This is a genomic window from Variovorax paradoxus (assembly GCF_040544635.1).
Classification (GTDB): Bacteria; Pseudomonadota; Gammaproteobacteria; order Burkholderiales; family Burkholderiaceae_C; genus Variovorax; species Variovorax paradoxus_R.
Genome location: NZ_JBEPKJ010000010.1, coordinates 226,185 through 251,690, shown reverse-complemented (window position 1 = coordinate 251,690; position 25,506 = coordinate 226,185). Strand labels below are relative to the sequence as shown.

Genomic DNA, 25,506 nt, shown 5'->3' with positions numbered 1-25,506 from the left:
GAAGCCAAAAGAAAGATGCAAATTCTGCATCAAAGCCGGAAGAATCGACGGCATGCGACTGCTCGACCTTCCTCCCGCTTCCTCCCCACCCCTTCAGCCGACGGCTCCCGGGCACGTGCCCCGCGTGCGTAACGGGGCCGAGGCCCTGCTCGATACGCTGGTCGAATGCGGTGTCGACACTCTGTTCGGCTACCCCGGCGGCGCTGCGCTGCCGCTTTACGACGCGCTGCACGGCGAACCGCGGCTGCGCCATGTGCTGGTGCGGCACGAGCAGGCGGCGGTGCATGCGGCCGAAGGCTATGCGCGCACCACGGGGCGCGTGGGCGTGGTGCTCGTCACTTCAGGGCCGGGCGTAGGCAACACCATCAGCGGCCTGCTCGATGCCATCAGCGATTCGGTGCCGCTGCTGTGCATCAGCGGCCAGGTGGCCACGGGGGTGATCGGCACTCAGGCTTTCCAGGAGAGCGATGCGCTCGGCATGTCCCGCTCGGTGACCAAGTGGAACCAGCAGGTGCGCGCGGCCGACGATGTGCCGCAGCTGGTACGGCGCGCGCTGGAGATTGCCGCCTCCGGTCGGCCGGGGCCGGTGCTGCTCGATGTGCCGAAGGATATTCAGCTCGCGCGGCTTGGCCACGGCACCGCACCCAGGCCGCAGCGTGCGCTGCGCACGCTGCGCATGGGGAAGGCGGCGCTGCCTCCGCGCGCCATGCTGCAGCGCGCGGCCGACCTGATTTCGACGGCGCGCCGGCCGGTGCTCTATGGCGGCGGCGGGTTGATCAACTCGGGGCCGGCCGCGTGCGAAGCCTTCACGCAGCTGGTGCGCCGCCTGCACGCACCCTGCACGCTCACGCTGATGGGGCTCGGCGCTTTTCCCGCGTCCGACCCGAAGTTCATCGGCATGCTGGGGATGCACGGCATGCTCGAAGCCAACCTCGCGATGCACGAGGCCGATCTTGTGGTGTGCGTCGGCGCGCGTTTCGACGATCGCGTAACCGGCAAGCTCGACGAGTTCTGCCCGCATGCGCGCAAGATCCACATCGACATCGACCCGGGCAGCATCAACAAGGTGGTGAAGGTCGATGTGCCGATGGTTGGCGATTGCGGCGCCATCGTCGAAGCCTTGCTTGCACTTCTGCCCGCCGAAGACTTTGCTGCACCCGAGCGGCTTGCGCCCTGGTGGCAGCGCATCGAGCGCTGGCGCGCGGAGGATTGCCTGGGCTTCGCGCCGCGCGGCGATGCCATCCTGCCGCAGCAGCTGATGGCATCGCTGCAGCAGGCCATCGGCGGGCGCGACGCCATCGTGTCGACCGACGTGGGCCAGCACCAGATGTGGGCCGCGCAATACTTGCGCTGCGAGCGGCCGCGGCGCTGGCTCACCTCCGGCGGTGCCGGCACCATGGGCTACGGATTGCCGGCGGCCATCGGCGCGCAGGTTGCGCACCCGGAGGCTCTTGTCGTGTGCGTGAGCGGCGACGCCTCGGTGCTCATGAACATCCAGGAGCTTTCAACGGCGGTGCAGCATCGCACGCCGGTGAAGCTGGTGCTGTGCAACAACGGCTACATGGGCATGGTGCGGCAGTGGCAGGAGCTCAACCATGGCAACCGGCTGAGCCACAGCTGGAACGAGGCGCTGCCCGATTTCGTGGCGCTGGCCAAGGCCTTCGGCTGGGGCGCGCGGCGGGTGTCGGAACCGGCCGAACTCGAGTCGGCGCTGGCCGAATGCCTGGAGAGCGAGGGCCCTTTCTTTCTCGACGTGCAAGTCGCACCGCAGGAGAACTGCTTTCCGATGATGCCGGCGGGGCACGGGCATCACCGCGTCATGCTGGGAAAAGACCGGTGGTACGAGGAGGAGGTCTGAGCGCCTGAAGCGCGTTCGCTCAGGCCGGCTCCATGCCGTGACGGCGCTTGATGGGGGCACTCTCGGCCGAAGCCATGAATTCGAGCAGCGCGCGCACGGCCTCAGGCTGCGTGCAGCCGATGACCGGAGCGACCGAGAACACCGTGGTGATCTGGATCTCCGGCGGCAACGGGCCGAGCAAGTCGATGCCTTCGACGCCCATCAGCTCACTCAGCTGCTGAAATCCCAGGGCCGCCTCGCCGCGCGCGAGCAGCGAGCCGACCGGCACGCCCGGCGGGGCCTGCACCAGCCGGCTTCGCACATCGTCGGCAATGCCCCAGCGCTCGAATAACGCGACAAGGGCCACACCACTGGGCCCGGTCGAATAGGCAATGCGCGGCGCGGCCAGCACTGCGCTGCGCAATGCGTTGCCGGTGGAAATGTCAGGCCGCTGGGCACCGGCGCGCACCGCCACAGCCACGCCAGAGCGCGCCAGGTCCACTTTGCCCGCTGCATCGAGCCTGCCTGCGGCAACCAGCTTGTCGATGGCGTCCGAAGCCAGCACCACCACGTCGAACTGTTCGCCCGCGGCCACGCGCCGGGCGGCTTCAACGCCACCCATTGCCACAAAGGAAGCGGCCACGCCGGTACGATGCGAATGCGCCGCGGCAAGCTCTTCGAGCAGCGCCCGGGTTGCCATCGAGCAGAGGCCTTGAAGGGTTGTCGTCATGATGGTCGGCAAAGTCCTGCCACGGGCATGGCTCAGTCAGGCTTGATGTTGGCTTCGCGAATCAGCTTGCCATAGCGCACCGCCTCGGTCTTGATCAGCTTGTCGAACTGCGCTGTCGGTCCGGGCAGGGCCGTGCCGCCCGCCGCGGCGAGCTGGTCGCGCACCTCTGCGGATTCGAGCGCCTTCTGCACCGCCTCATGCAGCCTGGCCTGAATCGGTTTGGGGAGCCCCGGGGGCGCGATGAAGCCGTACCACACGCTGGCCTCGAAGTCCGGGTAGCCCGACTCCGCCACGGTCGGCACGCCCGAAAGAACGGCGGCGCGCTCCGCGCTCATCACCGTGAGCACCTTGAGTTTTCCGGACCTCGCCAGCGGTAGCGCCTCGAGCGCGTTGACGGCGACCAGGTCGACGTGCCCGCCCAGCAAGTCCGTGATGGCCTGCGCGCCGCCCTTGTAGGGCACGTGGCGCAGCGAGACGCCTGCGGTGTGCTGGAACAGTTCCATCCCCAGGTGCGGCGTCGAGCCGTTGCCGGGGGTGGCGACAGTCACGCCGCCCGGCTTTGCCTTGGCTGCCGCCACGAGCTCGGGCAGCGTCTTGATCGCCGCGCCTTCGCGCACGGCAAAGACCACCGGCACGCGGCCCACGCTTGCTACCGGCGTCAGGTCGCGCTCCAGGTCGTAGGGCGCCGGCTGGAACAGCGAAGGGTTCACCGCCAGCGCATTGGCGGCCAGCATCAGGGTGTAGCCATCGGGCGGGCTTGCGATCAGCGCCTTGACGGCGATGGCGCTACCTCCGCCCGGCTTGTTTTCCACAATGACCGGCTGACCGAGGATGATCGACAGCCGCTGGCCGACCGAACGGGCAATCGCGTCCACCGCGCCGCCGGCGCTGTAGCCGACCAGGATCTTCACGGGCTTCGAAGGGTAGGCGTCGGCCGCAGCCGTGCCCCAAGAGATGCCGAGCGCCAGCAGGCCGGCCAACGCCAGAGCCTGGCGTCGAATTGTGTTCGTCTTCATTGCTTTGCGGATGGAAGGGGTTCTTTTTCCAGATCAATCGATGTAGCGCAGGCCCGCCTGGGTGAGCGGCTCGCGCATGGCGTACATGTCGAGGCCGAGCTCACCGGCCGCGAAGCGCTCGCGCTTGGCCGTTTCGTTGGCTTCGCGGGTTTCGGCCGCATCGGCCACCTGATGCGCACGCGCAGCCGGCACCACCACCACGCCGTCGATGTCGGCCACCACCACGTCGCCCGGGTACACCAGGGCGCCTGCACACACCACCGGCACGTTCACCGAGCCGAGGGTGGCCTTGATCGTGCCCTTGGCATGGATCGCGCGGCTGAACACGGGAAAGCCCATCGCGTTGAGATCGCGCACGTCGCGCACGCCACCGTCGATCACCAGGCCCCTGCAGCCGCGCGCCTGAAAGGAGGTGGCGAGCAGGTCGCCGAAGAAGCCGTCGGTGCTGTCGCTGGTGCAAGCTGCGACCACCACGTCGCCGGGCTGGATCTGCTCGGCCGCCACATGCAGCATCCAGTTGTCGCCGGGCTGCAGCAGCACGGTGACAGCGGGGCCGCAGAAGCGCGCATCGGGATGAATGGGGCGGATGCGAGGTTGCATCAGCCCGAGCCGGCCGAGCGCCTCGTGCACGGTGGAGACGCCGAACCGCGAAAGCTTTTCGACCGCGGTGGCATCCGCGCGCACCACGTTGCGGTGAACGACGCCGAGCTGTTGAAGAGTGTTGGAAGAAGACATGAGATCAGAGCCCCTTGGCGATGAGTGCGCGGTCGAGGCGCGGGTACACGCGGCGTGCATTGGCTTCGAACACCTTGTGCCTGGCGTCGTCGTCGAGCATGGGTGTGGAGTCGATGTAGCGCCGTGTGTCGTCGTAGAAAAAGCCGGTCTCCGGATCGATGCCGCGCACCGCGCCGATCATTTCGCTGGCGAACAAAATGTTGTCGACCGGAATCACGCGCGTCAGCAGGTCGATGCCCGGCTGGTGGTACACGCAGGTGTCGAAGAAGATGTTGTTCAGCAGGTGGTCTTTGAGCAGCGGCTTCTTCATCTCCTGCGCCAGCCCACGGAAGCGCCCCCAGTGGTAGGGCACAGCGCCGCCGCCATGCGGAATGACGAAGCGCAGCGTCGGGAAGTCGGTGAACAGGTCCGACGTGAGGCATTGCATGAAGGCCGTGGTGTCGGCGTTCAGGTAGTGCGCGCCGGTGGTGTGAAAGCACGCGTTGCAGCTCGTGCTCACATGCACCATGGCCGGAATGTCGTGCTCGACCATCTTCTCGTAGAGCGGATACCAATGGCGGTCCGACAGCGGCGGCGAAGTCCAGTGGCCGCCCGAGGGGTCGGGGTTCAGGTTGATGCCCACGAAACCGTACTCGCGCACGCAGCGCTCCAGTTCGGGGATGCAACTGCGCGGGTCCACGCCCGGCGACTGCGGGAGCATGGCCGCGCCGATGAAATGCTCCGGGAACAACTGGCTCACACGGAAGCACAGCGCGTTGCAGATGGCGGCCCAGGTCGACGACGTTTCGAAATCGCCGATGTGATGCGCCATGAAGCTTGCACGCGGGCTGAAGATCGTCAGGTCGCTGCCGCGTTCCTTCATGAGGCGCAACTGGTTGGTCTCGATCGACTCGCGCAGCTCGTCGTCGCTGATCTTCAAGTCGGCGGCGCGGGGCTTCAGCACGGGGTCTTTCAAGCCCGCAATCTGCTGGTTGCGCCAGTTCTCCAGCGCCTTGGGCGCCGTGGTGTAGTGGCCGTGGCAGTCGATGATCATTTGCAATTCCGTTGGTTGCTTGCTTGGGTTGCGGTGAAGGTGGCAGCGCGTGTGAGCAGTGTGGTTTGCGCAGCGATCGTGCGGGCTGAGTTCGGGTTGCTCTACCATCAGACTTTTTTATCGATCAGGGTTTACCCCGGCTCTGATAGGGCCACCCCGAGAGAGAGAGAACATCCGCAAGAAGCCAAGCCCGTGAATCAACGAGACAAAGTTATCGACAGGACGCATGCTGGCGCACTCGGCATCAACCTGCGGCACTTGCGCGCGTTCTCGGCCGTGGCCGCGGCCGGGAGCATTGCCAGGGCCGCAGACGAGCAGCTGTACCGCGTGGCCTCGGGCGTGACGCGCTCCATCTCCGAACTCGAGAGCGCGCTGGGCAGGCCGTTGTTCGATCGCGGCTCGCGCGGCATGGCGCTCAATTCGTACGGCGACCTGGTGCTGGTGCGCGCGCGCCGCATCGAGCGCGAGTTCGAGGACGCGCGCGCCCAACTCGTCGCGCGCGGCGGCATCGGGGCAGCCGCCGACGTGCATTCGCTGTTTGCGTCGATCCTCAACGGCCGGCGTCTCGCCGTGATCGCGAGCCTCGTGGAGAAGCGCAACATGCCTGTTGTCGCGCGCGGGTTCGGCATCACGCAACCGGCCATCAGCCGTGCGTTGAAAGACCTCGAAAACGGGCTCGGGCTGCCGCTGCTCGAGCGCAAGTCGCGCGGGCTCGTGCCAACGACGGCGGGCGACATCGTGGCGTTCTACTTCAAGCGGGTGCTTGCGGAGCTGCGCCACATCGGCCCCGACATCGCAGCCAGCGAAGGCACGCTGCAGGGCAGCGTGACGGTCGGCGCACTGCCGCTCGGCCGAACGCAGATATTGCCGCTCGCGATGGCATCGCTCGTCGCGCGCCATCCGGGGCTGCACATTGCCACGGTCGAAAGTCCTTACGACGCATTGGCGGCATCGCTGCGAAGCGGCGACATCGACTTCATTCTCGGCGCGCTGCGCAGCGGCGCCGCGGCCAAGGACCTGCAGCAGGAAGCGCTTTTCGTGGATCGCATTTCGGTGATCGCCCGCGCCGGCCATCCGCTCGAGCGCGCCGCGCAGGTCGACTTCGATGCCTTGCGGCAGGCGACCTGGGCACTCTCGCGGCACGGCACGCCGGGACGCGAGCTGCTCGAGCGCTTTTTCTCCGCGGCCCGGGAGGCACCGCCCATACCCGTCGTCGAAACGGGCGACCTTGCGGTACTGCGCGGCCTGCTGCTCGAAAGCGACATGCTGACCGCGATCTCGGCCCATCAGCTGCGCTATGAAATTCGCGACGGCAGCCTGGTGGTGTTGGATTTTCCGCTCGAGGAGACGCGGCGCGAAATTGGGCTCAGCCAGCGCCTCGGCGCGTTTCCGTCACCGGGCGCACGGGCCCTGATGCAGGAGATACGCGCAGTGGTTGCCCGGTCTCCCGATTTTCACGGTCAGGAGTGACCGTCCACCCGCATCTGGAAGAGAAAGTAGGGCGGAATGCAGGCGCCCCGGCCCTCCGGCTGGCCTTCCGCTTGCGCGCAGATGAAATCGTCGCGGCAGGGCTGCTGCGCAGAGCAGCTGCGCAGGTTGCCGGGCCGCGTGTGCTTGCTCAGGCATTCACCAAAAGGTTTGTTCGCGGCCAGGCACTGGTTGAAGTCGCTGAGGATGGCGATGCCGCCGCAGGTGCCGTTCTTGTCGAGCGGATCGCACGGACCGGAGCACATGCCGCCGGGGAAGCCGACCGAGGTTTTCTCGCAGACGGAGTGGGCGCCTTCGCAGGCGACGCGTGGCAGCTTCTCGGCGCGGTCGAGCCATGGGTTGGCCGACTGCGTGATACGGGTGGGCTCGCAGCTTGCGCCGACCGTGGCCTTTTCCATCACGCCATTCGAGTCGTCCGGCTCGGCCAGCGGCCGGAACGGATCGGGCTGCGGTGTCGAAAGCGCGGCATGCACATAGCGACCGCGCCGCGCCAGTTCGTCCTGCAGGTGCGGCGATTGCGGCAGCGCGAGTGCATTGCCTGCGGTGAAGGTGCGCGATGCGCCGCGCCGGTCGATACCCAGCAGGTGAAAGCCCGCGACCGCGCGGCTCTGGTGGCAGCCCGCGCAGCTGAGATCGTCGAGCCGCCGCAGCACGGCCTGCGGCGACTGCAGCGTGCGGCTGCCGGGCACGGCCTGCCACTCGCCGGCTGAAAAGACCTGGGCGAACGGACGGTTCGCGAGCCGCTCGAGACCGCGTGGCGCCACCGAGACGGCTTCGGTCGCCAAGAACTTTTCGGGAAGTTGCAGCGTGGCTTCATCCAGTGCGCGCAGGTTGGCGGACTGCTGCAGCCACTGCTGCAGTTCCTTGCGCAACGGTGTGTTGGCCTTGAGCCGTGCGACATCGGGCGTGTTCTCCAGCGGGGCCACGTCGAAGCGTTGTGCGCCTGCGTTCCAGCGGAAGGCGCGCAGCATGTATTCCGCATGGCCGCCGAGGTCGGGTCGCACCGCGGAGGGCCAGCGCACACTCTGCAGGTTGGTGGTGATCTGCGCAATGCGTGCGGTTGCAAGGCGCTGCGGTGCCAGCGGACCTTGGGGCGACACCAGCCAGCGGCCGAGTGCTTCGTCCGTCATCGAAGGCTGCGGCGGTTGCCAGCGCCGTGCGGTGCCGGCGCAGCTGCCGTCGGCATCGGGCGCGTCGCCGCGCAATTCCACGTTGACGGTCATCGGCAGGCGGGACTGCATCGCGGGCGTGCGATAGGCGAGCCGGTACACCAGCCGCGTCTCGCCGCAGGCGCCGCTCTGGAACGGCCGGCGGTCCATGCGGTTGGCGACGCCCACCAGTTCGAAGAAGGCATCCGGGCTGGCAAGCCAGCGCGCATCGAACAGCCGGTGCGGATAGCGCGAGATGCCGACGCCGGCCTGCCTGTCGCTGCGCTGGATGCGCGCGACGCTTTCGTTCAGCGGGCGTGCGATGGATTGCCAGGCCTGCGAGCGCATCAGCACCTGGTTGTTCGCGATGCCGTCGGGCGAAGAAACGGGCACCTCACCGAACCAGCGCGCGAAACCGGCGCCTGACTTTTCAGCGGCCTGCAGCGCGACCGGCGAAGTGACGAGAAGCAGCGGCTCGGCCGCGTGCGCCACCATGGGCGCGGCGAGAGCGGGACCCCATGCGAGGGACGCGAGGGATAGGAGACCGGCAGGCAGGCGGTGTTTGAAGAGCGGCACGCGGGAGATTGTGCCGCGCCGCTACCATTCGTCTCTACCTTCCAAAAAAGTAAACCTGCATGGACCAAATCGCCGCAATGAAGGCGTTTCACACCGTAGTGACTGCTGGCGGCTTCTCCGCCGCCGCGAAGATATTGCAGGTTTCGCACACGGTCGTCTCGCGGCAGGTCACGCAACTGGAAGCCCTGCTGGGCATTCAACTGCTGAACCGGACGACACGCCGCTTCGCCTTGACCGAGGCCGGGCAGACGTACCATGAATACAGCACGCGAATTCTCGAGCAGCTAGAGGAAGCCGCGCTGGCAGTGACGCGGCATCAAGCGCAACCCGTTGGCGTGCTGCGCATCAACGCGCCCATGTCGTTCGGTCTGCAGGAGCTCGCGCATTGGTTGCCGGCGTTCATCGCCGCCTATCCCAAAGTGACGATCGATCTGGTCTGCAACGACCGTTTCGTCGATCTGATTGAAGAGGGCTTCGATGTGGGCTTGCGCCTGGCCTATGCGCTGTCGGATTCCACCCTGATTACCAAGCGATTGGCAACCTGCGAAGAGTGGTGGGTGGCTTCGCCCGGTTATTTGCAGAAGCACGGAACGCCCTTGGTGCCGGCCGACCTGGCGCAGCACAACTGCCTGGTCTATTCGCTCGCGCAAAAATCCAGCCAGCCCAGCTTCATCGGGCCGGATGGCAGTGCCCATGTCGTAGCTGTCACCGGAAGCCTGCAGGCCAACAGCGGCATTGCGTTGCGCGCTGCGGCCATGTCAGGAACGGGCCTTGCCGCTTCGCCCGCGTTTCTGGTGCATGAAGACGTGAAGCGTGGAGATCTCGTTCGCGTGCTGGCTGAGTTCGAGCAGCAGCCTTTGGCGCTCTATGTGCAGTATCCGCAGAACCGCCATCTTTCGCCCAAGGTGCGTGCCTTCGTCGACTTTGCCGCGAACCAGTATCGGGCGCCGCGCTGGTAGGGCAAGCGGCGCCTTGCGCGCCAGGAATGCCTGCCTAGCCCGCGCATCAACTCGAAGCGAACGGAGCCTGTCCCGGTTATTTTTCCGCTTTGGCGGTAGGAACCAGATCGAAGTGATCGCGCTGGTACTGGAACAGCACGCAGTTGGCGCCCGGTTCACAGCCGCTCAAGTGCGGCAGCTTGCCCGGAATGTAGTAATACGATCCGGCGGGATACAGCACCTTCTTTCCGTCTTCGAAGACCGCGTAGAAGACGCCGCTCAACACAACCGTGGGCAAGCCTTGGGTGTGGAAATGATGCGGGTTGTTCTTGCCCGCGGGAAACTCCACGAACGCTTCGTAAGGGCCCTGGCCGGTGATGCTGCCGCGCACGTCGGCGGCACGGATGCCCCCGGTGCCGGGAATCTCGCGCCACGTGATGTCCTTGGCCGGAAGAGAGACGAGGGCCTCAGCGGCGGTAGCGGGCTTGTGGCTGTTCTTCTTCGTCGGGGAGGCGGCCGATGCCGAGGCCGCTGCGACCGCGATGGCGAGAAAGACCGATGCGCCGGTCAAGTTCTTGATGATGTTCTTCATGGTTTTCTTTCGGATGTTTGTTCGGGTGGTTCGGTCTGTTCGGTTTGTGCGGGCTCAGCCGTGAACGGGCAGGGCCAGCAGCTCGGAGGTGGTCCGCACTTCGGCCACCACATCCGATACGCCGCGTAATGCGGCGCGGTGCAAGTCGCGGTGGCTCAATACGCCGCCGTCTTCCTGGTCCAGGTCGCGGGTGGCGCAGGCGTCGCTCGCAATGATGCTGTGATAGCCGCGCGGTGCGGCGTCGAAGGCCGTGGCCGAAACGCACATGTGCGTCATGAGGCCGGTAATGATCAGCGTCTTGATGCCGCGGGCCTGCAGTTGTGCTTCAAGCCCCGTGCCCGCGAAAGCGCTGGGCGTTGGCTTCTTCAGCACCATGTGGTGGGCGGCGGGCGCAATGTCCGCATGAATCTCGAAGAACTTTCCACCCTCGGCAAAGATGGGGCTGTCCGCCGGTGCCGCATGCTGCGCGTGGAACACGGGCATCTTGTGCTTGTCGGCCAGCTCGATCAGGCGCTTGGCCTGGCGCATGGCGGCCATGCCGTCGGGGATGGGCATTTTGCCGCTGAAGTATTCGTTCTGAAAGTCAATGGCAATCAGGGCCGTGGACGCGGGATCGATCTGTGTCGTGGCGCTGGCACCTGTCAGGGTGCGAATGCTGGGGTGGTTCATGAGGGGCTCTCCGCTGGATGTGAAGGCCCGTAGCGTAGGGACCATTCATCCAGGGCGATAGCCATTCGGCGAGACAAGACTTGTGCAGAAAATGCACATGGAACGATGCGATGGAGCGGCGCCTGCTCCGCCGACGCGGCAACGGCCGCTCCATTCTTTTTCGTTCTTACCTCTGCACGGACTTCAGATAAATCTCGACGCGGCGGTTCTGCGTGCGGCCCTCTTCGGTCGCATTGCTTGCCACCGGCTGGGTCTGTCCACGGCCGTCCGCCGTGAGGCGGGTTCTTGCAATGCCGCGGTCGCCCAGATAGGCCTCCACGCTCTGCGCCCGGCGCTGCGACAACGCCATGTTGTGGTCCGCATTGCCGGTGCTGTCGGTGTGTCCGATCACCTGCGCATTGACGCTGGGTTCCTGCGAGATGGTTTGGGCGACGCCGTCGAGCACGCTGCGGAACGAAGGCTTGATGGTGGCGCTGTCGGTATCGAATGTCACCTGGCTCGGAATGTTGACTTTCAGCGAGCCGTCGGGCTGCTCGGTAATCTCCGTGCCGGTACCGGCGGTCTGTCCCGAGAGCTTGTTGCGGATTGCCGTCCAGTTGTAGCCGACGCCTGCACCGACTGCCGCGCCAACCGCCGCACCAATGGCGGTGCTCTTCTTGTCGCGTCCGATCAGATTGCCGACGCCCGCACCGACCACGGCGCCTGTACCGGTGCCTACGGCGGTATGGGTGCCTTGCTCGGTTGCACAACCTGCGGCGAGCACGGCGACCAGCGCGAGGGAGAGGAGTTTGATTTTCATAGACCTTTCAGAGTGGTTTCAGTGGAGACGGCAATCGGCGTGGTTGGTACTGGCGCGATTGCAATCTGTTGATAACAACTCAAGGGAAGGTCCGCAGGACGACAGCAGCGGCTGCTTTTCACGAATCGGCCGCCGAACTGTGAAATATGTTGTGCCTCGGTGCGAGGCTTGAAACTATTTCCTGCTCCGACGAAGAGTGTTTGTGAAAAGGATCAAGTCATCCTTTTGCGGACTTAGTTTGCGCTTCTTTCGAGTTCGTCGAGGGTATGCACAAATTTGCATATAGATGGTGCACGATTTTTGCGGACTCAAGCAACCAGGTTCTTTAGATTCTCCAGTCAGGTCGGAATTCGTTAACGCTTGCGAGCAGTCATCTGCTTCGCAGTGCAACTCCGACTCCACTGCTTTCCGTCAGGAAGCGATTGACCGCGAGAGTCCATTTTGCAAATTGCTGTACTAGATCCGACACTTCGAACCAGAGAGTTGGCGCGCCGTGCCATCTGCAGGCTGGGCCATGTGCCGGTAACCTTTACCAGCGCGAACGAACTGCAAGAGCACGGCGATGCCGCCAGCACCTTCGACGTTTTGCTGCTCGCATGCCCGAGAGACCCTGCCGTGTTTCAGCCGCTCATCGCCCAAGTGCGTGAGATTCTGGGAGGCCGGGTGCCCCTGATTCTCAGCGCATCCAAGAGCCAGTTCCGAGTCATGTCGGTTCTTCATGCGGACGCCCTTTCCACAGTGGTCCACGCGCCATCATCGTTCGAAGACACCTACCGTCTGCTGGAAACCGATTTGCTGCGCCGCAGAGTGCCCATTGCGGAGCGAATCCTCGAATGGCAGGGCTATCGTTTTGTCATGGATCAGGACAAGGCGGAGTTTGCCGGTGCTCCCATCAAGCTGCGCCCCCGGGAGTTCGATCTGGCGGTGGCATTCTTTCGCAATGTCAACCGGCTCTTGACGCGCGAATGGCTCTTTGCGAATGTCTGGGGAAGAAAAGAAGAAGAGAACGGCCCCGCTTCTCGATCGCTGGATGTCAGCGTCTCGGGCCTGCGCCGGAAGCTCGGCCTGCGTTCCAGGCTGCAGGCGATCTGGGGCCAAGGCTATCAGCTAAGCGGCGCACCCGAATCCTTCGATGAACAGAGCCAACCCGGTTTCCTGAGCCGAACCGAGAGCGCGGAAAGTGGCAGCGTTCGCAGGCCGGCTGAGGGCTGAGGCCGCGGCCTATCAGCCCGCGCGATCAGCCGGCCCGGAAGGGGCGGGAAGGGCAGGCACAAAGCTTCGGGGCGTGCACCCATACCGCTTGCGAAATACGAACCCGAAGTACGCGGGGTCGGAGAAGCCGCATCGGTGGGCAATCTGCGCCACGGTCATCGCCGGTGTCAGGGGCGCGCGCAACATCTGCGCGGCCACCTCGAGCCGAACCTGCTGCACCGTGTCCCGAAACGTCATTCCTCGGCCGGCATTGGCGAAAACCTTGTGAACGTAGCGCGCGGACGAATGGAATTGATTCGCGAGCCTGGTTGCGCTGATGCCCGGGTCTGCGTAGTTGTCCCGGATCCAGCGGCACATGTCCTCGTGCAGGGCGCGATTGCGCGCGGAAGTCGGATCCCCATTGCTTGCCTGCCCGTTCTGGAGCAGCGCAAAAGAAAGCATCGACAGAACATGTTCTCCAAGCAGCTCTTGCTCGAACGAGCTTGCAATGCCTTGCAGATGATTGAAGTTCAGCCCTCGCAAGTAAGCGGAGAGCAAACCTGACCAGCCTTCGTGCCCCTTGAGAATCTTTGCCACGGGGCCGTCCGTGCCGGGCAGCCAGCGCGTGACCAGCGAATGCGGCAATCCGATGAACCACATGTCCGTGCAGGCAGGCGAGCGCAATTTCAGGAAGCGAGCGGCGTCGACCAGCACGATGTCGTTGGTCTCGTTCGTCGTGAAGGTGTTGAGCTTCAGAACCAGGTACAGCGGGTGAGAGGTGGCGTCTTTCATGCGGCTGTGCATGACATCGCTCACATCCACCGCATTGCCTCGGACCCACATGAAAGCCAGGCTGCCGACATCGACGGCCTTGAGTTCTTGCCAAAAACGCCCTCGCTTCGAATGTTCGCGCTTCGCACTGGTGGTGTTATCGATCCAGAACGAAAACCTTTTTCCGGCGGCTACAGGGCCACCGGTGTTGCCGAGGCGGCGCTGGGTGGAGTAGGGCTGGAGAGCCATGGGTGGCCGCATTTTGTGGCATTTTGTTTGCCATTGCAACTCACCGCGTTGGGCAACTTCTGTCGACGGCTGCGAGTCGCCGTGCTGCACCGATGTCCGTCGATCCACTGCCAATCCGCCCGCTTGAACGCATAGCCAACTCACTACATGAACGGAACCAGTTATCTGGGTCGCCGTTTTTTTGTTTTCTTCCATTCGGGGATAAGAAAAAGATGAACATCGTCTACAGAAGCGTCTGGTGTGCGGCCACGAGTACGTGGGTTGCTGCCTCGGAGCTCACGGTGCAAGCTTCAGTGGGCGTCAAGCTGAACTTCTGACGAGCTGCAGCTTGAGCTACAGTCGTCATCGCCCGGCCGATTTATCGGCCGGCGATTGCATTGCTGTGGCGCAATCCATGCGACATGGCGCAACGAAACTACCAACCGTGGGAGTAAAAATGATACTGGCAAAAAAACTGCTGCTCGGTGCAGCGATGGCCGCAGGATGCATGGGGCTTGCATCGGCCCAGGAAGCAGACCCGACCAACATGGTCCGCGGCGGCTTGCAGGTGATTCAAATGGTGGACCAGGGCAAGGTCGGTGAGCTCTGGGACGGCGCGACACCCGCCGCCAAGAAGCGCGTCACGCGTTCCGATTTCATTCAGCAGGTGAGCCAGTCGCGCTCGCCGCTCGGCGCGGCGCAGCAGCGCACCTGGGTTGCCGTCAATCGGCAGACCGTCGCCAACGAGGACGCCGAACTGGCCGGCCAGTATGTCAACGTTGAATACGAAACGCGATTCGCGAATGCCGCCAATCGCGTTGTGCGCGAAATGACGACGTTTCGCCTCGATCGCGACGGCAGCTGGCGCTTGAGCGGCTACGTGCTGCGCTGATTCCATAGCTTCTTTGGAGCGCGCTTCGCGGCGCGTTCTCCTCATCGAATCGCGGCACGCGGCGGCCGCTTCGTGTTGCCAGAAAACTCCTGCGTGCGCTGAGCGGCAGGCAGGAGTTTGTATCCCCTGCGAGCAGTCGGCCTTGCAGCAAACGAGCACCAAGGTTTTCGTCGATCTCGGGGCCCGGTTCAGGGCCCGTATCCCATAAGCCGAACGACGTCTGCGCAAAGCAGTCAGTGCATTCGTGAAGTTCTCTTCGCGTGTGCGCAATCTTCATACTTTTCGTTCGCTTTTTTGGCTTCTTGAATCGAAGCCGCTTCCTTAACGTCCTGCCTCTGCCCGCGTTGATTCCGACGTGCGCGCAGCGCGCCAGGCAAGAGCCGCTCTGCCTGGTTTTCTCGTTCGCAGAGGGCCGCTTTTCCCGCGTGTCGCATTGCGCAGCAAGGCGTTGCCATGGGCGAAGAAATCACTCGGTTCAGCACCCAACCAATCTGTACTTAATGCCGGATCGCCCACCGCTCGTGCAACGTTTCGACACCGAGCATTTGCCCCCTGAAGACCGCTTCGCTTACTGGGCCGACGAGTTCGGCAAGAGCGTCGGCTATGTCGGCCTCGAGAGCCCTCAGCGAGACGATTTTCATCAATGGCTCAGCATCGTGGACCTATCCTCACTGAGCCTTGCGCGCTTGCGCGGGAGCCCCGTGTCGTCGTCGGCCGAGCCTGGCCAGATCAAGGACGTGGAGTTGCATCCGTTCCAGCTCATGCTCAAGGTTGGCGACGGGCCTTCCACCATCAAGCAGCGCACCGAGGCCATCGTCCAGACGGGCGATCTCGTGCTGATCGATTCGCTGCAAAAAATGCGCATGCAGGCGCATGTGGCCGCCAACTCCCTCCTGGTCGGCTTGCCAAAGCCCTTGGTCGCGCGATGGCTGCCAGACGCGGAAGCCGCGGCGGCCCAGCGCCTCGATGGAACCAAGGGCTGGTCGAGCCTGCTGGCCGCCTACCTCAACGCCATGAGCATCGACCATGCGCAGGCCATCGGCAGCCCGTTCGAGCAGGAGTTGGTCGGCGAACACATCCTGTCCATGCTTTCGTTCGCGCTTTCGCAAAACGGCTTCTTGCGCGACAGTGATGCGGTGTCCTCCCGCGACCGGGCGCTTCACCTGCGCATGTACAACTGGATTCGCGACAACTACGCAGACCCGGACGTCAGCGCCGCCAAGCTGGCCGCCCGTTTTCATGTGTCCGTGCGCTACGTGCACAAGGTGTTTGCCAGCGCCGGCCGCGGCATCACTTTTCTGGACGTGCTGCAGCACGAGCGCCTCGAGGCGGCCGTGCGCATGCTGCGAACCGCCTCGGTTTCGCACACGTTCGTGGCGCAAATCGCATACCGCTGCGGGTTTTCCGATCCCGCCTATTTCGGGCTTGTTTTCCGCAAAAGGTACGGCTGCTCGCCGCGGGCCTTTGCGTCAAACAGGGGGCGCTCGGACATCGGCCTTCCTGGCCAGACCCAAAGTCTGGAAAAAACTCCATTGCCCCCGAATCCGATTCCGGGCACCGAAGACAATTAACTGAGACATGCTTCTCATTTTCGACCGAATAGTGTGAATTTATTCACACATCGGCTCAAGAACGAGAAGGGAAATTGGCCGCGCAGCTCCATTGAAACCCGACGACGCTACGTACACGGTATCGGCTGTCAGCGAACTGATCCGCTTGCGGATCTCCATCCAACGAATCCTGCAGCGTGCAATGTGCTGGGAACTTTGGTGGTTCTTTGGTCATTTATTAATTCAAAAGTGCCCGTTTCCGGTGCGACTAGGAGCGCGTTCCACGCTCCTGCTGAACTGAGGTGCCGGCTCTCGCTGCGGGGCACAGGCAGCCCCTCCATACATCAATCGTTAATTAACTTCGTGCATTGGTTCCTCTCCGTGCACGATCTTCATAGTTGTTGTTCCCATATTTGATATCAGGCCCAGCCAGTAGTAACTAAAGTGCGAGCACGGCTTTGGGATTTTTGGACAAATGTCAATTTAATTGTCAACTGCGCAATTGGCAATTGGCGAGGCATTTGGGATTTTTCAAAACCTTTCTTTGTGAAATTAACTGGATGTTTGTTGTCAAATTATTGAGGAGCATGTAATGAATAAGTCATATCGAAGTATCTGGAATGAGGCGCTCGGCGCTTGGGTGGCGGCGTCTGAACTCACGAGCGGGCGTGGCAAGAAGAGCTCGTCGCGCGTGCTGGCGGTGGCTGCCATGGCGTTCGTAGCCGCCGGGCAGGTTGCTGCTGGCGGTTTGGATGGCGGCACGGGCGGTCCGGCCCAGTCCGCTTATGGCCCGGGCGCAAGCACGGTGGCAGTGCCGGGCGGCAGCGATGCCATTGCCATCGGCAACGGCGCCGTAGTAGGCAGCGCAGGCGCCACCGACGCGATCGCGCTTGGCACCCAACTCAATAACAGTGCCCAGTCCGGCATCCTGGTGGGCAATAACTTCGTGAGGCTGGACAGCGGCTCCGTTCGTTCGGTCGTCTTCGCACCGGATGGTCTCGCTTACGGCGGTACGGCCGGTGCGTATGCGCAGCCGGTTACGAATTCAGCCGATACGTTCTTCTACGGCAGCGCGCGTGCGCTGAATACGGTCACCAACAGCGCCGGCACCATCGCGCTGGGTGGGTCGGCCAACAATGCGCCCGATTCGGTGTCTATCGGTACCGATGCACAGACCAATCAGGCCAACGATATCGCTATCGGCCATAACGCTGTTGCCACGGGCGCAGGGACGACCACCGAGGGTTCGATCGCGCTGGGCTTCGGCAGCACGGCGACGGGGCTGAATACGACGGCCATCGGGACCGGCAGCCAGGCGACTGCGTGGCGCAGTCTGGCGATTGGCGGGCTTGCCAACGCTTCAAGCGACGGTGCGATCGCGATAGGCGATGCCGCCCAGTCCACCGCCCTCAACACGACTGCGTTGGGTCGCAACTCTCAGGCGATTGCAGAGGAGGCAACCGCCGTCGGCTTCGGAGCGTCCGCGACCGAGTCCACTTCGACCGCTGTCGGTTTCGACGCTCGTGCCACAGCTATCGCCGCGACCGCGGTAGGCGATGGCACCAGAGCGTCCGGAACCTGGAGCACCGCGTTGGGCCATAGCGCGAATGCCAGCGCCCCAGACGCAACCGCCCTGGGACATAACGCCACGGCCGGCGGGAACGGTACTGCCGTAGGCGTACAGTCGACTGCGGGGTCGGATGCCACGGCCGTAGGCGTGGTGGCGAGGGCCAGCGGTATCTCCTCCACGGCAGTGGGATACTTTTCCGAGGCAAGCGGCGAGCGTAGTGCCGCGTTCGGCAGAGGCACGGCTTCTGGCTCGAATGCACTGGCGCTCGGCTGGCAGTCCAGAGCAACTGACCAGTTTTCGGTAGCGATAGGCGATACTTCGGTTTCGAGCGGTCAGCAAAGCATCGCTATCGGCAACGGCGCCCAAGCCAGCGGTCTGCAATCCATCAGCATTGGTACGGGCAACGTAGTCAGCGGCGCTCATTCGGGTGCCTTCGGCGACCCGTCCATCATCGATGGCGCCGACAGCTACAGCGTGGGCAACAACAACGCCATCGCTGCCGGCGCCAGCGATGTGTTCGTACTGGGCAACAACGTGAACATCGACGTGTCCAATGCGGTGGCGCTGGGCTCCAACAGCGATGTGACCGTAGCGGGCGGCGTGGCCCTGGGTAGCGGTTCGGTGGCCAGCACGGCGGCCGGCGTGGTGGGTTACGACCCAGCCACGCGCCTGCCTTCCACCGATACTTCGTCTACCTGGGTCAGCACCCTGGGCGCGGTGAGCGTGGGCGGCAACGGCGGCACCCGCCAGATCACCAACCTGGCGGCAGGTGCGCAAGACACCGATGCGGTGAATGTGGCGCAGTTGCGGGCGGCGCAGGACGCAGTCAGCACGCACTACTACAGCGTCAACGACGGCGGCGTGCAGGGCGGCAATTACGCCAACGACGGCGCCACGGGCACGAATTCGCTGGCGGCGGGCGTTGGCGCTCAAGCGACCAGTTTCCAGGCTACGGCGGTGGGCTACAACGCCAGAGCGCTGGCGGAAAGCGCCACCGCGATTGGACAGAATGCGTTGGCCGATGGCTTTACCGGCACTGCCATAGGCGTCGATTCAGTGGCGCATCGCGATGGCGTGGCACTCGGCGTCCGCGCCAATGCCACCGGGAATGCCGGCACAGCAGTGGGTGCGGATGCCACCGCTGGAATGCAAGGCACGGCCATCGGTGTATTGACGAATGCAGGTGCGAACGGAGCCGCGCTGGGTATACAGGCGAATGCTTCCGGCGATAGTTCTACTTCGCTGGGTCGCAGAAGTACCGCATCGGGCTTTCGCGCTGCGGCGGTAGGCTTCCAGGCGACTGCCAGCGGCCAGCAGAGCATCGCTATTGGTGATGGCGCGCAGGCTACCGGCGTGCAGTCGATCAGCATCGGTACGGGCAACATCGTCAGTGGCGCCAACTCGGGTGCCTTCGGCGACCCCAGCATCATCAATGCGGCGAATAGTTACTCGGTTGGCAACAACAACACGCTGGCCGCGGGCCAGACGGATGTGTTCGCTCTGGGCAACAACATCACCACCACCCTCAGCAACTCGGTGGCGCTGGGCAGCAACACTGCCATGCAAGGCGCGCTGACCGCCCAGACCGCGGGTACCACGGCGTACAGCAGCAGCATCATCAACGGCAACACATACAACTACGCCGGCGGCACGCCAGTGGGCGTGGTCAGCGTGGGCGGGGTGGGCGCGGAACGCCGCGTGCAGAACGTGGCTGCCGGCCTGATCGGCACGGCCAGCACTGACGCCATCAACGGCTCCCAGTTGTATGCACTCACCGCCAAGGTCGATGCCGGCGCAACGCACTACTACAGCGTCAACGACGGTGGTACGCAGGGCGGCAACTACACCAACAACGGTGCCACAGGCGTTAATTCGCTGGCGGCGGGTGTGGATGCGGCAGCCAGCGGGAGCGGTTCGATCTCCATGGGCGATGGCGCGCAGGCCACCAACAACCGAGATATCTCCATCGGCACCAATGCCGGGCAGCTCGCGACGGCCTCGCCCAACAACTTCGACAACATCGCGGTGGGCACTGACGCAGGTTCTTTGGTCGACGGCTACTACAACCTGGGTGTTGGCTTCGGCGCGGGCAGCAATGTCACGGGCCACGACAACGCTGCCCTGGGTCACGGTGCAGGAGGGCGCGTGACCGGTGACTACAACGCCGCAGTGGGTCCGAGCGCAGGCATGAATGTGACTGGAGACAACAACACGACCACTGGGCGAGAGTCGGGTGGTGGCGTGACGGGTGATTCCAATACAGCCAACGGCTATCAGGCGGGCCAGAATGTTCAAGGCGACAACAACGTCGCGCTCGGGCGCGCTGCGGGTCTGCAGGTACAAGGCAACGACAACATTGCCATCGGTAGAGAAGCAGGGATTCTGAAGGCAGCCAACGAGACGATCAGCCTGGGCACGCTTGCGCAAGCCAATCAGAATCAGGCGATTGCAATTGGCGCCGGTGCGACGACCACCGTTGTAGGTGGCGTTGCCTTGGGTAGTGAGTCGGTTGCTGGAAAAGCGGCAGGCATTGCCGGCTACGTTCCCCCGCCGGCCGATCAGACGCAAATTGATGCTATCAATGCAACCACCGGGACGCGTGGGGCGGTTTCGGTGGGCGATGCTGCCAACGGCATCTTCCGCCAGATCAATGGTGTCGCGGCCGGCACGGCTGACAGCGATGCAGTGAACGTGGCGCAGCTGCGCGCGGTCAACGGCAACGCGGTTGCGGCAGCCAGCAAGTGGATCATCGGCTCGCCGACGACCTACGTGGCACCGACTTCCTCGGGCACCGACAGCACCGCGGTCGGTTCTGGCGCCTCGGTCAGCGCCAACAGCAGCGTGGCCGTCGGCACGGGGGCCACGGCCACCACCGCCAACAGCGTGGCACTGGGCAACAGCTCGACCACCGGCACGGCGGTGGCGACACCCAGCGTGACCATCCGCGGCGACACCTACAACTTCGCAGGTGCAGCACCGGCGGGCGTGGTGAGCGTGGGCAGCGCGGGGCAGGAGCGGCAGATCACCAACGTGGCAGCCGGTCAGATCAGCGCGACCAGCACGGACGCCATCAACGGCAGCCAGCTCTACGCGACCAACCAGGCGATCAACAACATCGCGATCGGCGGCGCCGGCATCAAGTATTTCCACGCCAACTCGGCGGCGGCCGATTCGAATGCCGCGGGCGCGGAAAGCGTGGCCATCGGCCCGCAGGCTGTATCGCAAGGCGCGGGCTCGATTGCGGTGGGCAACAGCTCGCTGGCGACGGCTGCCAACGGCGTGGCGCTGGGCGCGGGGTCCACGGCCGACCGCGCGGGCATGGCGGGCGGCAAGGAGCTGTTCTCCAACACCGCAGTGGGTTCCACGCAGGGCGCGGTGTCGGTGGGTAGCGCCGGCAACGAGCGGCAGATCACCAATGTGGCGGGCGGCACGCAAGCCACCGACGCGGTGAACGTGCGCCAGCTGCAGGCGGTGCAGGCCGGCGGTGTGAAGTACGACACCAACGCCGATGGTTCGGTGAACTACAACAACGTGACGCTGGGCAACAACACGGGCCCGACCACGATCCACAACGTGGCACCGGGCGTCGCCGGCAACGATGCAGTCAACGTCAATCAACTGAACAGCGGCATCGCCGGCGCCAACGCGTACACCGACTCGCGCGTCAACCAGTTGCGCGGCGACATCAAGGGGGCGGCAAGGGATGCGAGTGCCGGCACGGCGGGCGCGATGGCCATGGCGGGCATGCCGCAAGCCTACATCCCGGGCAAGAGCATGCTGGCCGCGGGCGTGGCGGGCTACGACGGCCAGGCCGCGTTGGCCATCGGCGTCTCCAAGCTGTCGGACAACGGTCGCTGGATTGTCAAGTTCAGCGGCTCGGCCAACTCGCGCGGCAAGGTCGGCGTGTCGGCCGGTGCGGGCTTCCATTGGTAAGCCGGCCGCATCAAAACAGGAACAACATCATCATGACGAAAACGCAATTTCATCGCTTCTCGGCCATTGCAGCGGGAGCCGCGGCACTGCTGGTGCTGCAGGGCTGCAGCTCCTATGTGAGCAAGGGCATCACCGATGACGGCAAGGCCACGGAAGTGGTCTTCCCCAGCATCGACAACGACGCCTGGCTCAAGGAGGGCACGTTCCCCAACCTGGCCAACCTGCGCGCCGTGGCGCCTGGCGTCACGAAGGACCAGCTGTACGACCTGCTCGGCCGCCCGCACTTCAGGGAAGGCATGGCCGGCCCGCGCGAGTGGGACTACATCTTCCACTTTCGCAAGGCCGACGGTGGGGTCACCACCTGCCAGTACAAGGCGATTTTCGACAAGGACTACAAGGCGCAGACCTTCCACTGGCTGCCGGCCGGTTGCGGCGACGTGCTGGCGCAGCCGGTAGCTGCGGTGGCACCCGTCCCGGTGCCGCCTCCGGTGCTGCGCAAGGTGACCCTGGGCGCCGACGGCCTCTTTCGCTTCGACGGCGGAAGTGCGGCCGACCTGATGCCCGAAGGCCGGCGCAAGGTCGAGGCGCTGGCCCGCGACATCAAGGGCAATGTCAAGTCGCTGACGGCGATCAGCGTCACGGGCCATACGGACCGCCTGGGCAGCGATTCGTACAACGATGCGCTGTCGCTCGCGCGGGCCAACACCGTGCGCGAACTGCTGGTACAGCAGGGTATCGACGGCAGGGCAATTCGCACGCAGGGCATGGGCAAGCGCCAACCGGTGGCGGAATGCCCGGGCACGCGCAAGACGCCGGAGTTGGTGAGCTGCCTGCAGCCCAACCGGCGCGTGGACATCGAGGTGTCTGGGGAACAGTAAGCCGTGCTGCGCGAAGGTGATGGTGGATATCGCATTGCCATAGTCGATTCCACCGCTAAAACCCGCGAGCGCGTGCGTCGCGCCGTTCGCAGGCTCGGGCACACGCCCGTCACCTTTGGCGGCGTGCCCGAGTTGCTGCAGGAATGCGGCAGCTCGGCGGCGCCCTTCGGCGCTGTGCTGCTGATGTGCCCGGAAGACGCGCAAAAGGCGAGGGCGCTCGTGGCGCAGGTGCGAAAGAGCCTGGGAACCTACCTTCCCTTGGTTCTGAGCACGTCCAAGCGCCAGGCCCGGTTGCTGTCCGATGTGTATTCGGATGCCTTCCATACCGTGGTTGCAACCCCCAGCACGTTCGAAGGTGCATACGCGATGCTGGAATCGTTCTTCGGCCAGCACCGGATTCCTGTGCCGGAGCGCGTGGTCGGGTGGGGCGCCTACCGCTTCGTCTTGCCCTTGGGAAAGGCGGATGTGGCGGGCGATGAGGTCAAGCTGCGGCCGATCGAGTTCGACCTGGCGATGGAGCTTTTTCGCAATATCGACAGGCCGCTGACCCGCGAGTGGCTTTGGTCCACCGTGTGGGAGAGGGGGTTCGACCTGCAATCGAGATCGCTCGACACCAACATGTCGTGCCTTCGCCGAAAGCTCGGCTTGCGCACGGGCAAGCATGGGTTGAGCTTGCAGTCGATCTGGGGCACGGGCTACCAGTTGAGCCAGGCTGCCAGGGCGCTTTAGCAATTGGCCGGCCCATTCGCGGCACGCATTCAAGAAAGGAGCAAATATGCTCAAAGCTGAAAACGAGAAATTCAGCCGTCCGATGGATCTGCCGATCCTGATTGGAGAGGAATGCAAATATGTTCCGGTGATTGCCGCTTTTCGGTACATGCCGAGCGACAACATCGACAACTGGCTCGTTTCCAACGGAAAGCCGCGCAGCGACCGGGACCTGGCCGCCGAAGTTCTGCTCGAAGTCCGGGGCTTGCCCAGTGCCGACGGCCGTCGGCAGGGGCGGCACTACAGCGTGCTCCAGGTGCTTGAGTTCGAGCGTGCGGCGGCGCTGGTCGTTTCGATGTTCCTGGCGGAGTTGCCGCGGCCTGAAGGCCTGCCCAGGGCCGAACCCGAACGGTTTCGCAGCCATTCGAGCCGGGGCTACTGCGCGAGTTTGCGATGAGCGTTCATGAAGGCGAGTCTGCAGCGGCCAGTGTGCGAAATGACCGATTTCGGGCCTCTTCCAATTCGTACGCGGTACGCGTTTTTGTTCGGAACAGCGTTGCTCTCCAGATCGAACGTCTATCCAAACGAAACACCATGAAAAGTCTGGTCCACACTTCAAGAACCGCTCGCCGGCAGAAGCCTGCGGAAACCCGCTCGCTATGGGCCAGGATCTCGCGCAGCCTTGCAAGGCTCGACGGAACACCGCGCACGAATGAAGAGCGCGTGCTCGAGCGAATGCAGCAACTGGAGCGGTTGGAGCGGATGGATTTCGACCAGCGCGTGCGCGAAACGGGTGAGTGGTGAACCAATTTCCATCGCCGTGGCGCGGGAATATTGACGCGAATTCCTTCTTTCGCACATGGCGAACAACCCTTGCGGGTGTGCTGATCGGCTTTCTGGCCGGCCAAGCCATGGCTTTGACGTGGCTTGCCATGTCGCCGGCATCGCGAAATGCTGCGGCGCAATGCGTCAAGTTGGCTTCGCAAGAGGCGAAAAGCAACTGCTGAAGCTTCCGGCGGCTGGTAAGGCCTGCGCGGCTCGATAGACGGCACGGCTCAGAAGATGTCCGGATTGCAAACTGTTAGCAGTTGCCAAATAATCCCGCAGGCCCAAGCCATGATGGATGAAAAGCCCTCCGCCATCTTGCGCATCGACACCGATGCGCTGTCGGCGCGCGACAAGTTTGCGTTCTGGGCCGAGGAAATGGGCACCAAGCGCGGCTTCACAAGCTACGACAGCCCCGAGCGCGACACCTTCCGCCAGGAACTGTCGGTCGTCAATGCGAATGGTGTGACTTTCATGCGGGCCCGGGGAAGCCCGCTCGATGTGTACCGCGGCGTGCCCAGCCGCATACAGGAAGCCGCCGAGTACCCTTTTCACCTTCTGGTGAAGCTGAACAACGGCTTCACCACCAGCGAGCAGCAAGGCCGCAGCGCCACCATCGGTGTCAACGACATGTTGATCATCGACTCCAATGAGCCCATGCGGCTGTGCTCGCATCATGGCACCGATGCCTGGATCATCGGGTTGTCGCAGTCGCTCGTGACGCGCTGGCTGCCCGATGCGAGCAATGCCTCGGCTGTCGCGCTCAAGGGCGACAAGGGATGGACAAATGTCCTGGCAAGCTACCTGCGCGCCATGAGCCTGGAGCATCTGAATGCCGCTGCCAGTCCGTTCGAGCGCGAGCTGGTCGGTGAGCACGTGTTGTCGATGCTGTCGATGGCGCTCTCGCAGAACAAGCTTGCATACGATGTGGAAGCGGTCTCCGCGCGCGATCGCGCATTGCATGCCCGAATGCGCATGTGGATTCGCGATCACTACGCAGACCCGGAAGTCAGCGCGGCCAAGCTTGCAGCCGACTTCAACGTCTCAGTGCGCTACGTTCACAAGGCCTTCGCAAGCGCCGGACGCGGCATGACCTTTCTGGATGCGGTACAGCACGAGCGCATGGAGGCCGCCATGCGGATGCTGCGTACCTCCGGCATCTCGAACACCCAGATCTCACAGATCGCCTACAACTGCGGCTTCACGGATCCTGCCTACTTCGGGCTGGTGTTTCGCAAGCACAGGGGATGCTCGCCCGGTGCGTTCGCGAAGATGCATGGCCTGACCCTCGAGCCGCATCCGCCGGCCGGCGCCGCCACGCCCTCGGGCACGGTGCTTCTTCGGTAGCCCGCTCGGCTGCATTGCGGCAGCCATCTCCTTTGCCGACGGAGGGCGTGAC

22 protein-coding genes are annotated in these 25,506 nt (G+C 64.1%); 13 read left to right on the top strand and 9 right to left on the bottom strand.

Features of this window, described 5'->3' with window-relative positions; genetic code table 11:
- Nucleotides 1–52: 52 nt before the first annotated feature.
- The gene (gene ilvB, locus ABIC94_RS18425; protein ID WP_354374434.1) at nt 53–1,858 is read left to right on the top strand and encodes a biosynthetic-type acetolactate synthase large subunit; all 1,806 of its coding nucleotides are present in this window, start codon (nt 53–55) and stop codon (nt 1,856–1,858) included.
- Between the two features lie 19 nt (nt 1,859–1,877).
- Here ilvB and ABIC94_RS18420 read toward each other — a convergent pair whose 3' ends face one another.
- The 4 genes from ABIC94_RS18420 to ABIC94_RS18405 are packed head-to-tail and all read right to left on the bottom strand — an operon-like array spanning nt 1,878 to nt 5,351.
- Nucleotides 1,878–2,567: a substrate-binding domain-containing protein gene (locus ABIC94_RS18420; RefSeq protein ID WP_354374433.1), complete on the bottom strand. Its 690-nt coding sequence runs from the start codon at nt 2,565–2,567 to the stop codon at nt 1,878–1,880.
- 32 nt (nt 2,568–2,599) lie between these two features.
- Nucleotides 2,600–3,583 carry a Bug family tripartite tricarboxylate transporter substrate binding protein gene (locus ABIC94_RS18415; protein WP_354374432.1) on the bottom strand — a complete coding sequence of 328 codons (984 nt, stop codon included), beginning with the start codon at nt 3,581–3,583 and terminating at the stop codon, nt 2,600–2,602.
- Between the two features lie 33 nt (nt 3,584–3,616).
- Complete coding sequence (ligK, locus tag ABIC94_RS18410; RefSeq protein ID WP_354374431.1) at nt 3,617–4,318, bottom strand: 4-carboxy-4-hydroxy-2-oxoadipate aldolase/oxaloacetate decarboxylase; 702 nt, start codon at nt 4,316–4,318, stop codon at nt 3,617–3,619.
- A 4-nt stretch (nt 4,319–4,322) separates the two neighbouring features.
- The gene (locus ABIC94_RS18405; RefSeq protein WP_354374430.1) at nt 4,323–5,351 is read right to left on the bottom strand and encodes an amidohydrolase family protein; all 1,029 of its coding nucleotides are present in this window, start codon (nt 5,349–5,351) and stop codon (nt 4,323–4,325) included.
- A gap of 192 nt (nt 5,352–5,543) precedes the next feature.
- On the opposite strand from ABIC94_RS18405, the gene ABIC94_RS18400 reads away from it, so the two are divergent.
- Entirely contained in the window at nt 5,544–6,821 is a 1,278-nt protein-coding gene (locus ABIC94_RS18400; protein ID WP_354374429.1) for a LysR family transcriptional regulator, read from the top strand.
- Here the strand turns inward: ABIC94_RS18400 and ABIC94_RS18395 are convergent.
- A complete protein-coding gene (locus ABIC94_RS18395; protein WP_354374428.1) occupies nt 6,812–8,563 on the bottom strand; it encodes a hypothetical protein in 1,752 nt (583 codons plus the stop codon). The two genes, ABIC94_RS18400 and ABIC94_RS18395, sit on opposite strands and share 10 nt — an antisense overlap.
- Nucleotides 8,564–8,622: 59 nt before the next feature.
- Here ABIC94_RS18395 and ABIC94_RS18390 point away from each other — a divergent pair, with 59 nt between their 5' ends.
- Nucleotides 8,623–9,522 carry a LysR family transcriptional regulator gene (locus ABIC94_RS18390; RefSeq protein ID WP_354374427.1) on the top strand — a complete coding sequence of 300 codons (900 nt, stop codon included), beginning with the start codon at nt 8,623–8,625 and terminating at the stop codon, nt 9,520–9,522.
- 76 nt (nt 9,523–9,598) lie between these two features.
- Here the strand turns inward: ABIC94_RS18390 and ABIC94_RS18385 are convergent, their stop codons facing one another.
- The 3 genes from ABIC94_RS18385 to ABIC94_RS18375 all read right to left on the bottom strand — a co-directional run bounded on the left by ABIC94_RS18385 (nt 9,599) and on the right by ABIC94_RS18375 (nt 11,561).
- Nucleotides 9,599–10,093, bottom strand: a complete 495-nt coding sequence (locus ABIC94_RS18385; protein WP_354374426.1) for a cupin domain-containing protein — start codon at nt 10,091–10,093, stop codon at nt 9,599–9,601.
- A gap of 54 nt (nt 10,094–10,147) precedes the next feature.
- The gene (locus ABIC94_RS18380) at nt 10,148–10,762 is read right to left on the bottom strand and encodes a cysteine hydrolase family protein (protein ID WP_354374425.1); all 615 of its coding nucleotides are present in this window, start codon (nt 10,760–10,762) and stop codon (nt 10,148–10,150) included.
- Nucleotides 10,763–10,928: 166 nt separating this feature from the next.
- The gene (locus ABIC94_RS18375) at nt 10,929–11,561 is read right to left on the bottom strand and encodes an OmpA family protein (protein WP_354374424.1); all 633 of its coding nucleotides are present in this window, start codon (nt 11,559–11,561) and stop codon (nt 10,929–10,931) included.
- Between the two features lie 441 nt (nt 11,562–12,002).
- Here ABIC94_RS18375 and ABIC94_RS18370 point away from each other — a divergent pair, with 441 nt between their 5' ends.
- Nucleotides 12,003–12,773 carry a winged helix-turn-helix domain-containing protein gene (locus ABIC94_RS18370; protein WP_354374423.1) on the top strand — a complete coding sequence of 257 codons (771 nt, stop codon included), beginning with the start codon at nt 12,003–12,005 and terminating at the stop codon, nt 12,771–12,773.
- A gap of 12 nt (nt 12,774–12,785) precedes the next feature.
- On the opposite strand, the gene ABIC94_RS18365 is transcribed toward ABIC94_RS18370, so the two are convergent.
- Nucleotides 12,786–13,967, bottom strand: a complete 1,182-nt coding sequence (locus ABIC94_RS18365) for a helix-turn-helix transcriptional regulator (protein WP_354374422.1) — start codon at nt 13,965–13,967, stop codon at nt 12,786–12,788.
- Here ABIC94_RS18365 and ABIC94_RS18360 point away from each other — a divergent pair.
- From ABIC94_RS18360 to ABIC94_RS18320, 9 genes are all read left to right on the top strand, one after another.
- Nucleotides 13,865–14,089 (top strand): ESPR domain-containing protein, encoded by a 225-nt coding sequence (locus ABIC94_RS18360; RefSeq protein ID WP_354374421.1) that lies wholly within the window; start codon nt 13,865–13,867, stop codon nt 14,087–14,089. The genes ABIC94_RS18365 and ABIC94_RS18360 overlap by 103 nt on opposite strands.
- Before the next feature lie 11 nt (nt 14,090–14,100).
- On the top strand, nt 14,101–14,643 hold the full coding sequence (locus ABIC94_RS18355; protein WP_354374420.1) for a DUF4019 domain-containing protein: 543 nt from the start codon (nt 14,101–14,103) through the stop codon (nt 14,641–14,643).
- Between the two features lie 260 nt (nt 14,644–14,903).
- Complete coding sequence (locus tag ABIC94_RS18350; protein ID WP_354374419.1) at nt 14,904–16,214, top strand: AraC family transcriptional regulator; 1,311 nt, start codon at nt 14,904–14,906, stop codon at nt 16,212–16,214.
- Nucleotides 16,215–16,785: 571 nt separating this feature from the next.
- Nucleotides 16,786–21,696 (top strand): YadA-like family protein, encoded by a 4,911-nt coding sequence (locus tag ABIC94_RS18345; RefSeq protein WP_354374418.1) that lies wholly within the window; start codon nt 16,786–16,788, stop codon nt 21,694–21,696.
- A gap of 32 nt (nt 21,697–21,728) precedes the next feature.
- On the top strand, nt 21,729–22,574 hold the full coding sequence (locus ABIC94_RS18340) for an OmpA family protein (RefSeq protein ID WP_354374417.1): 846 nt from the start codon (nt 21,729–21,731) through the stop codon (nt 22,572–22,574).
- Between the two features lie 3 nt (nt 22,575–22,577).
- Entirely contained in the window at nt 22,578–23,303 is a 726-nt protein-coding gene (locus tag ABIC94_RS18335) for a helix-turn-helix domain-containing protein (protein WP_354374416.1), read from the top strand.
- 46 nt (nt 23,304–23,349) lie between these two features.
- The gene (locus tag ABIC94_RS18330; RefSeq protein WP_354374415.1) at nt 23,350–23,739 is read left to right on the top strand and encodes a hypothetical protein; all 390 of its coding nucleotides are present in this window, start codon (nt 23,350–23,352) and stop codon (nt 23,737–23,739) included.
- Nucleotides 23,740–23,876: 137 nt separating this feature from the next.
- The gene (locus ABIC94_RS18325; protein WP_354374414.1) at nt 23,877–24,086 is read left to right on the top strand and encodes a hypothetical protein; all 210 of its coding nucleotides are present in this window, start codon (nt 23,877–23,879) and stop codon (nt 24,084–24,086) included.
- A 312-nt stretch (nt 24,087–24,398) separates the two neighbouring features.
- Nucleotides 24,399–25,454, top strand: a complete 1,056-nt coding sequence (locus ABIC94_RS18320; RefSeq protein WP_354374413.1) for an AraC family transcriptional regulator — start codon at nt 24,399–24,401, stop codon at nt 25,452–25,454.
- The last annotated feature ends 52 nt before the right edge of the window (nt 25,455–25,506 follow it).

Bases quoted from the DNA above. Each gene is read 5' to 3' on its own strand.
- ilvB (WP_354374434.1), top strand. From the start codon at position 53: ATGCGACTGCTCGACCTTCCTCCCGCTTCCTCCCCACCCCTTCAGCCG.
- ABIC94_RS18420 (WP_354374433.1), bottom strand. From the start codon at position 2,567: ATGACGACAACCCTTCAAGGCCTCTGCTCGATGGCAACCCGGGCGCTG.
- ABIC94_RS18415 (WP_354374432.1), bottom strand. From the start codon at position 3,583: ATGAAGACGAACACAATTCGACGCCAGGCTCTGGCGTTGGCCGGCCTG.
- ligK (WP_354374431.1), bottom strand. From the start codon at position 4,318: ATGTCTTCTTCCAACACTCTTCAACAGCTCGGCGTCGTTCACCGCAAC.
- ABIC94_RS18405 (WP_354374430.1), bottom strand. From the start codon at position 5,351: ATGATCATCGACTGCCACGGCCACTACACCACGGCGCCCAAGGCGCTG.
- ABIC94_RS18390 (WP_354374427.1), top strand. From the start codon at position 8,623: ATGGACCAAATCGCCGCAATGAAGGCGTTTCACACCGTAGTGACTGCT.
- ABIC94_RS18385 (WP_354374426.1), bottom strand. From the start codon at position 10,093: ATGAAGAACATCATCAAGAACTTGACCGGCGCATCGGTCTTTCTCGCC.
- ABIC94_RS18380 (WP_354374425.1), bottom strand. From the start codon at position 10,762: ATGAACCACCCCAGCATTCGCACCCTGACAGGTGCCAGCGCCACGACA.
- ABIC94_RS18375 (WP_354374424.1), bottom strand. From the start codon at position 11,561: ATGAAAATCAAACTCCTCTCCCTCGCGCTGGTCGCCGTGCTCGCCGCA.
- ABIC94_RS18360 (WP_354374421.1), top strand. From the start codon at position 13,865: ATGTCCGTCGATCCACTGCCAATCCGCCCGCTTGAACGCATAGCCAAC.
- ABIC94_RS18365 (WP_354374422.1), bottom strand. From the start codon at position 13,967: ATGGAAGAAAACAAAAAAACGGCGACCCAGATAACTGGTTCCGTTCAT.
- ABIC94_RS18345 (WP_354374418.1), top strand. From the start codon at position 16,786: ATGAATAAGTCATATCGAAGTATCTGGAATGAGGCGCTCGGCGCTTGG.
- ABIC94_RS18340 (WP_354374417.1), top strand. From the start codon at position 21,729: ATGACGAAAACGCAATTTCATCGCTTCTCGGCCATTGCAGCGGGAGCC.
- ABIC94_RS18330 (WP_354374415.1), top strand. From the start codon at position 23,350: ATGCTCAAAGCTGAAAACGAGAAATTCAGCCGTCCGATGGATCTGCCG.
- ABIC94_RS18325 (WP_354374414.1), top strand. From the start codon at position 23,877: ATGAAAAGTCTGGTCCACACTTCAAGAACCGCTCGCCGGCAGAAGCCT.
- ABIC94_RS18320 (WP_354374413.1), top strand. From the start codon at position 24,399: ATGATGGATGAAAAGCCCTCCGCCATCTTGCGCATCGACACCGATGCG.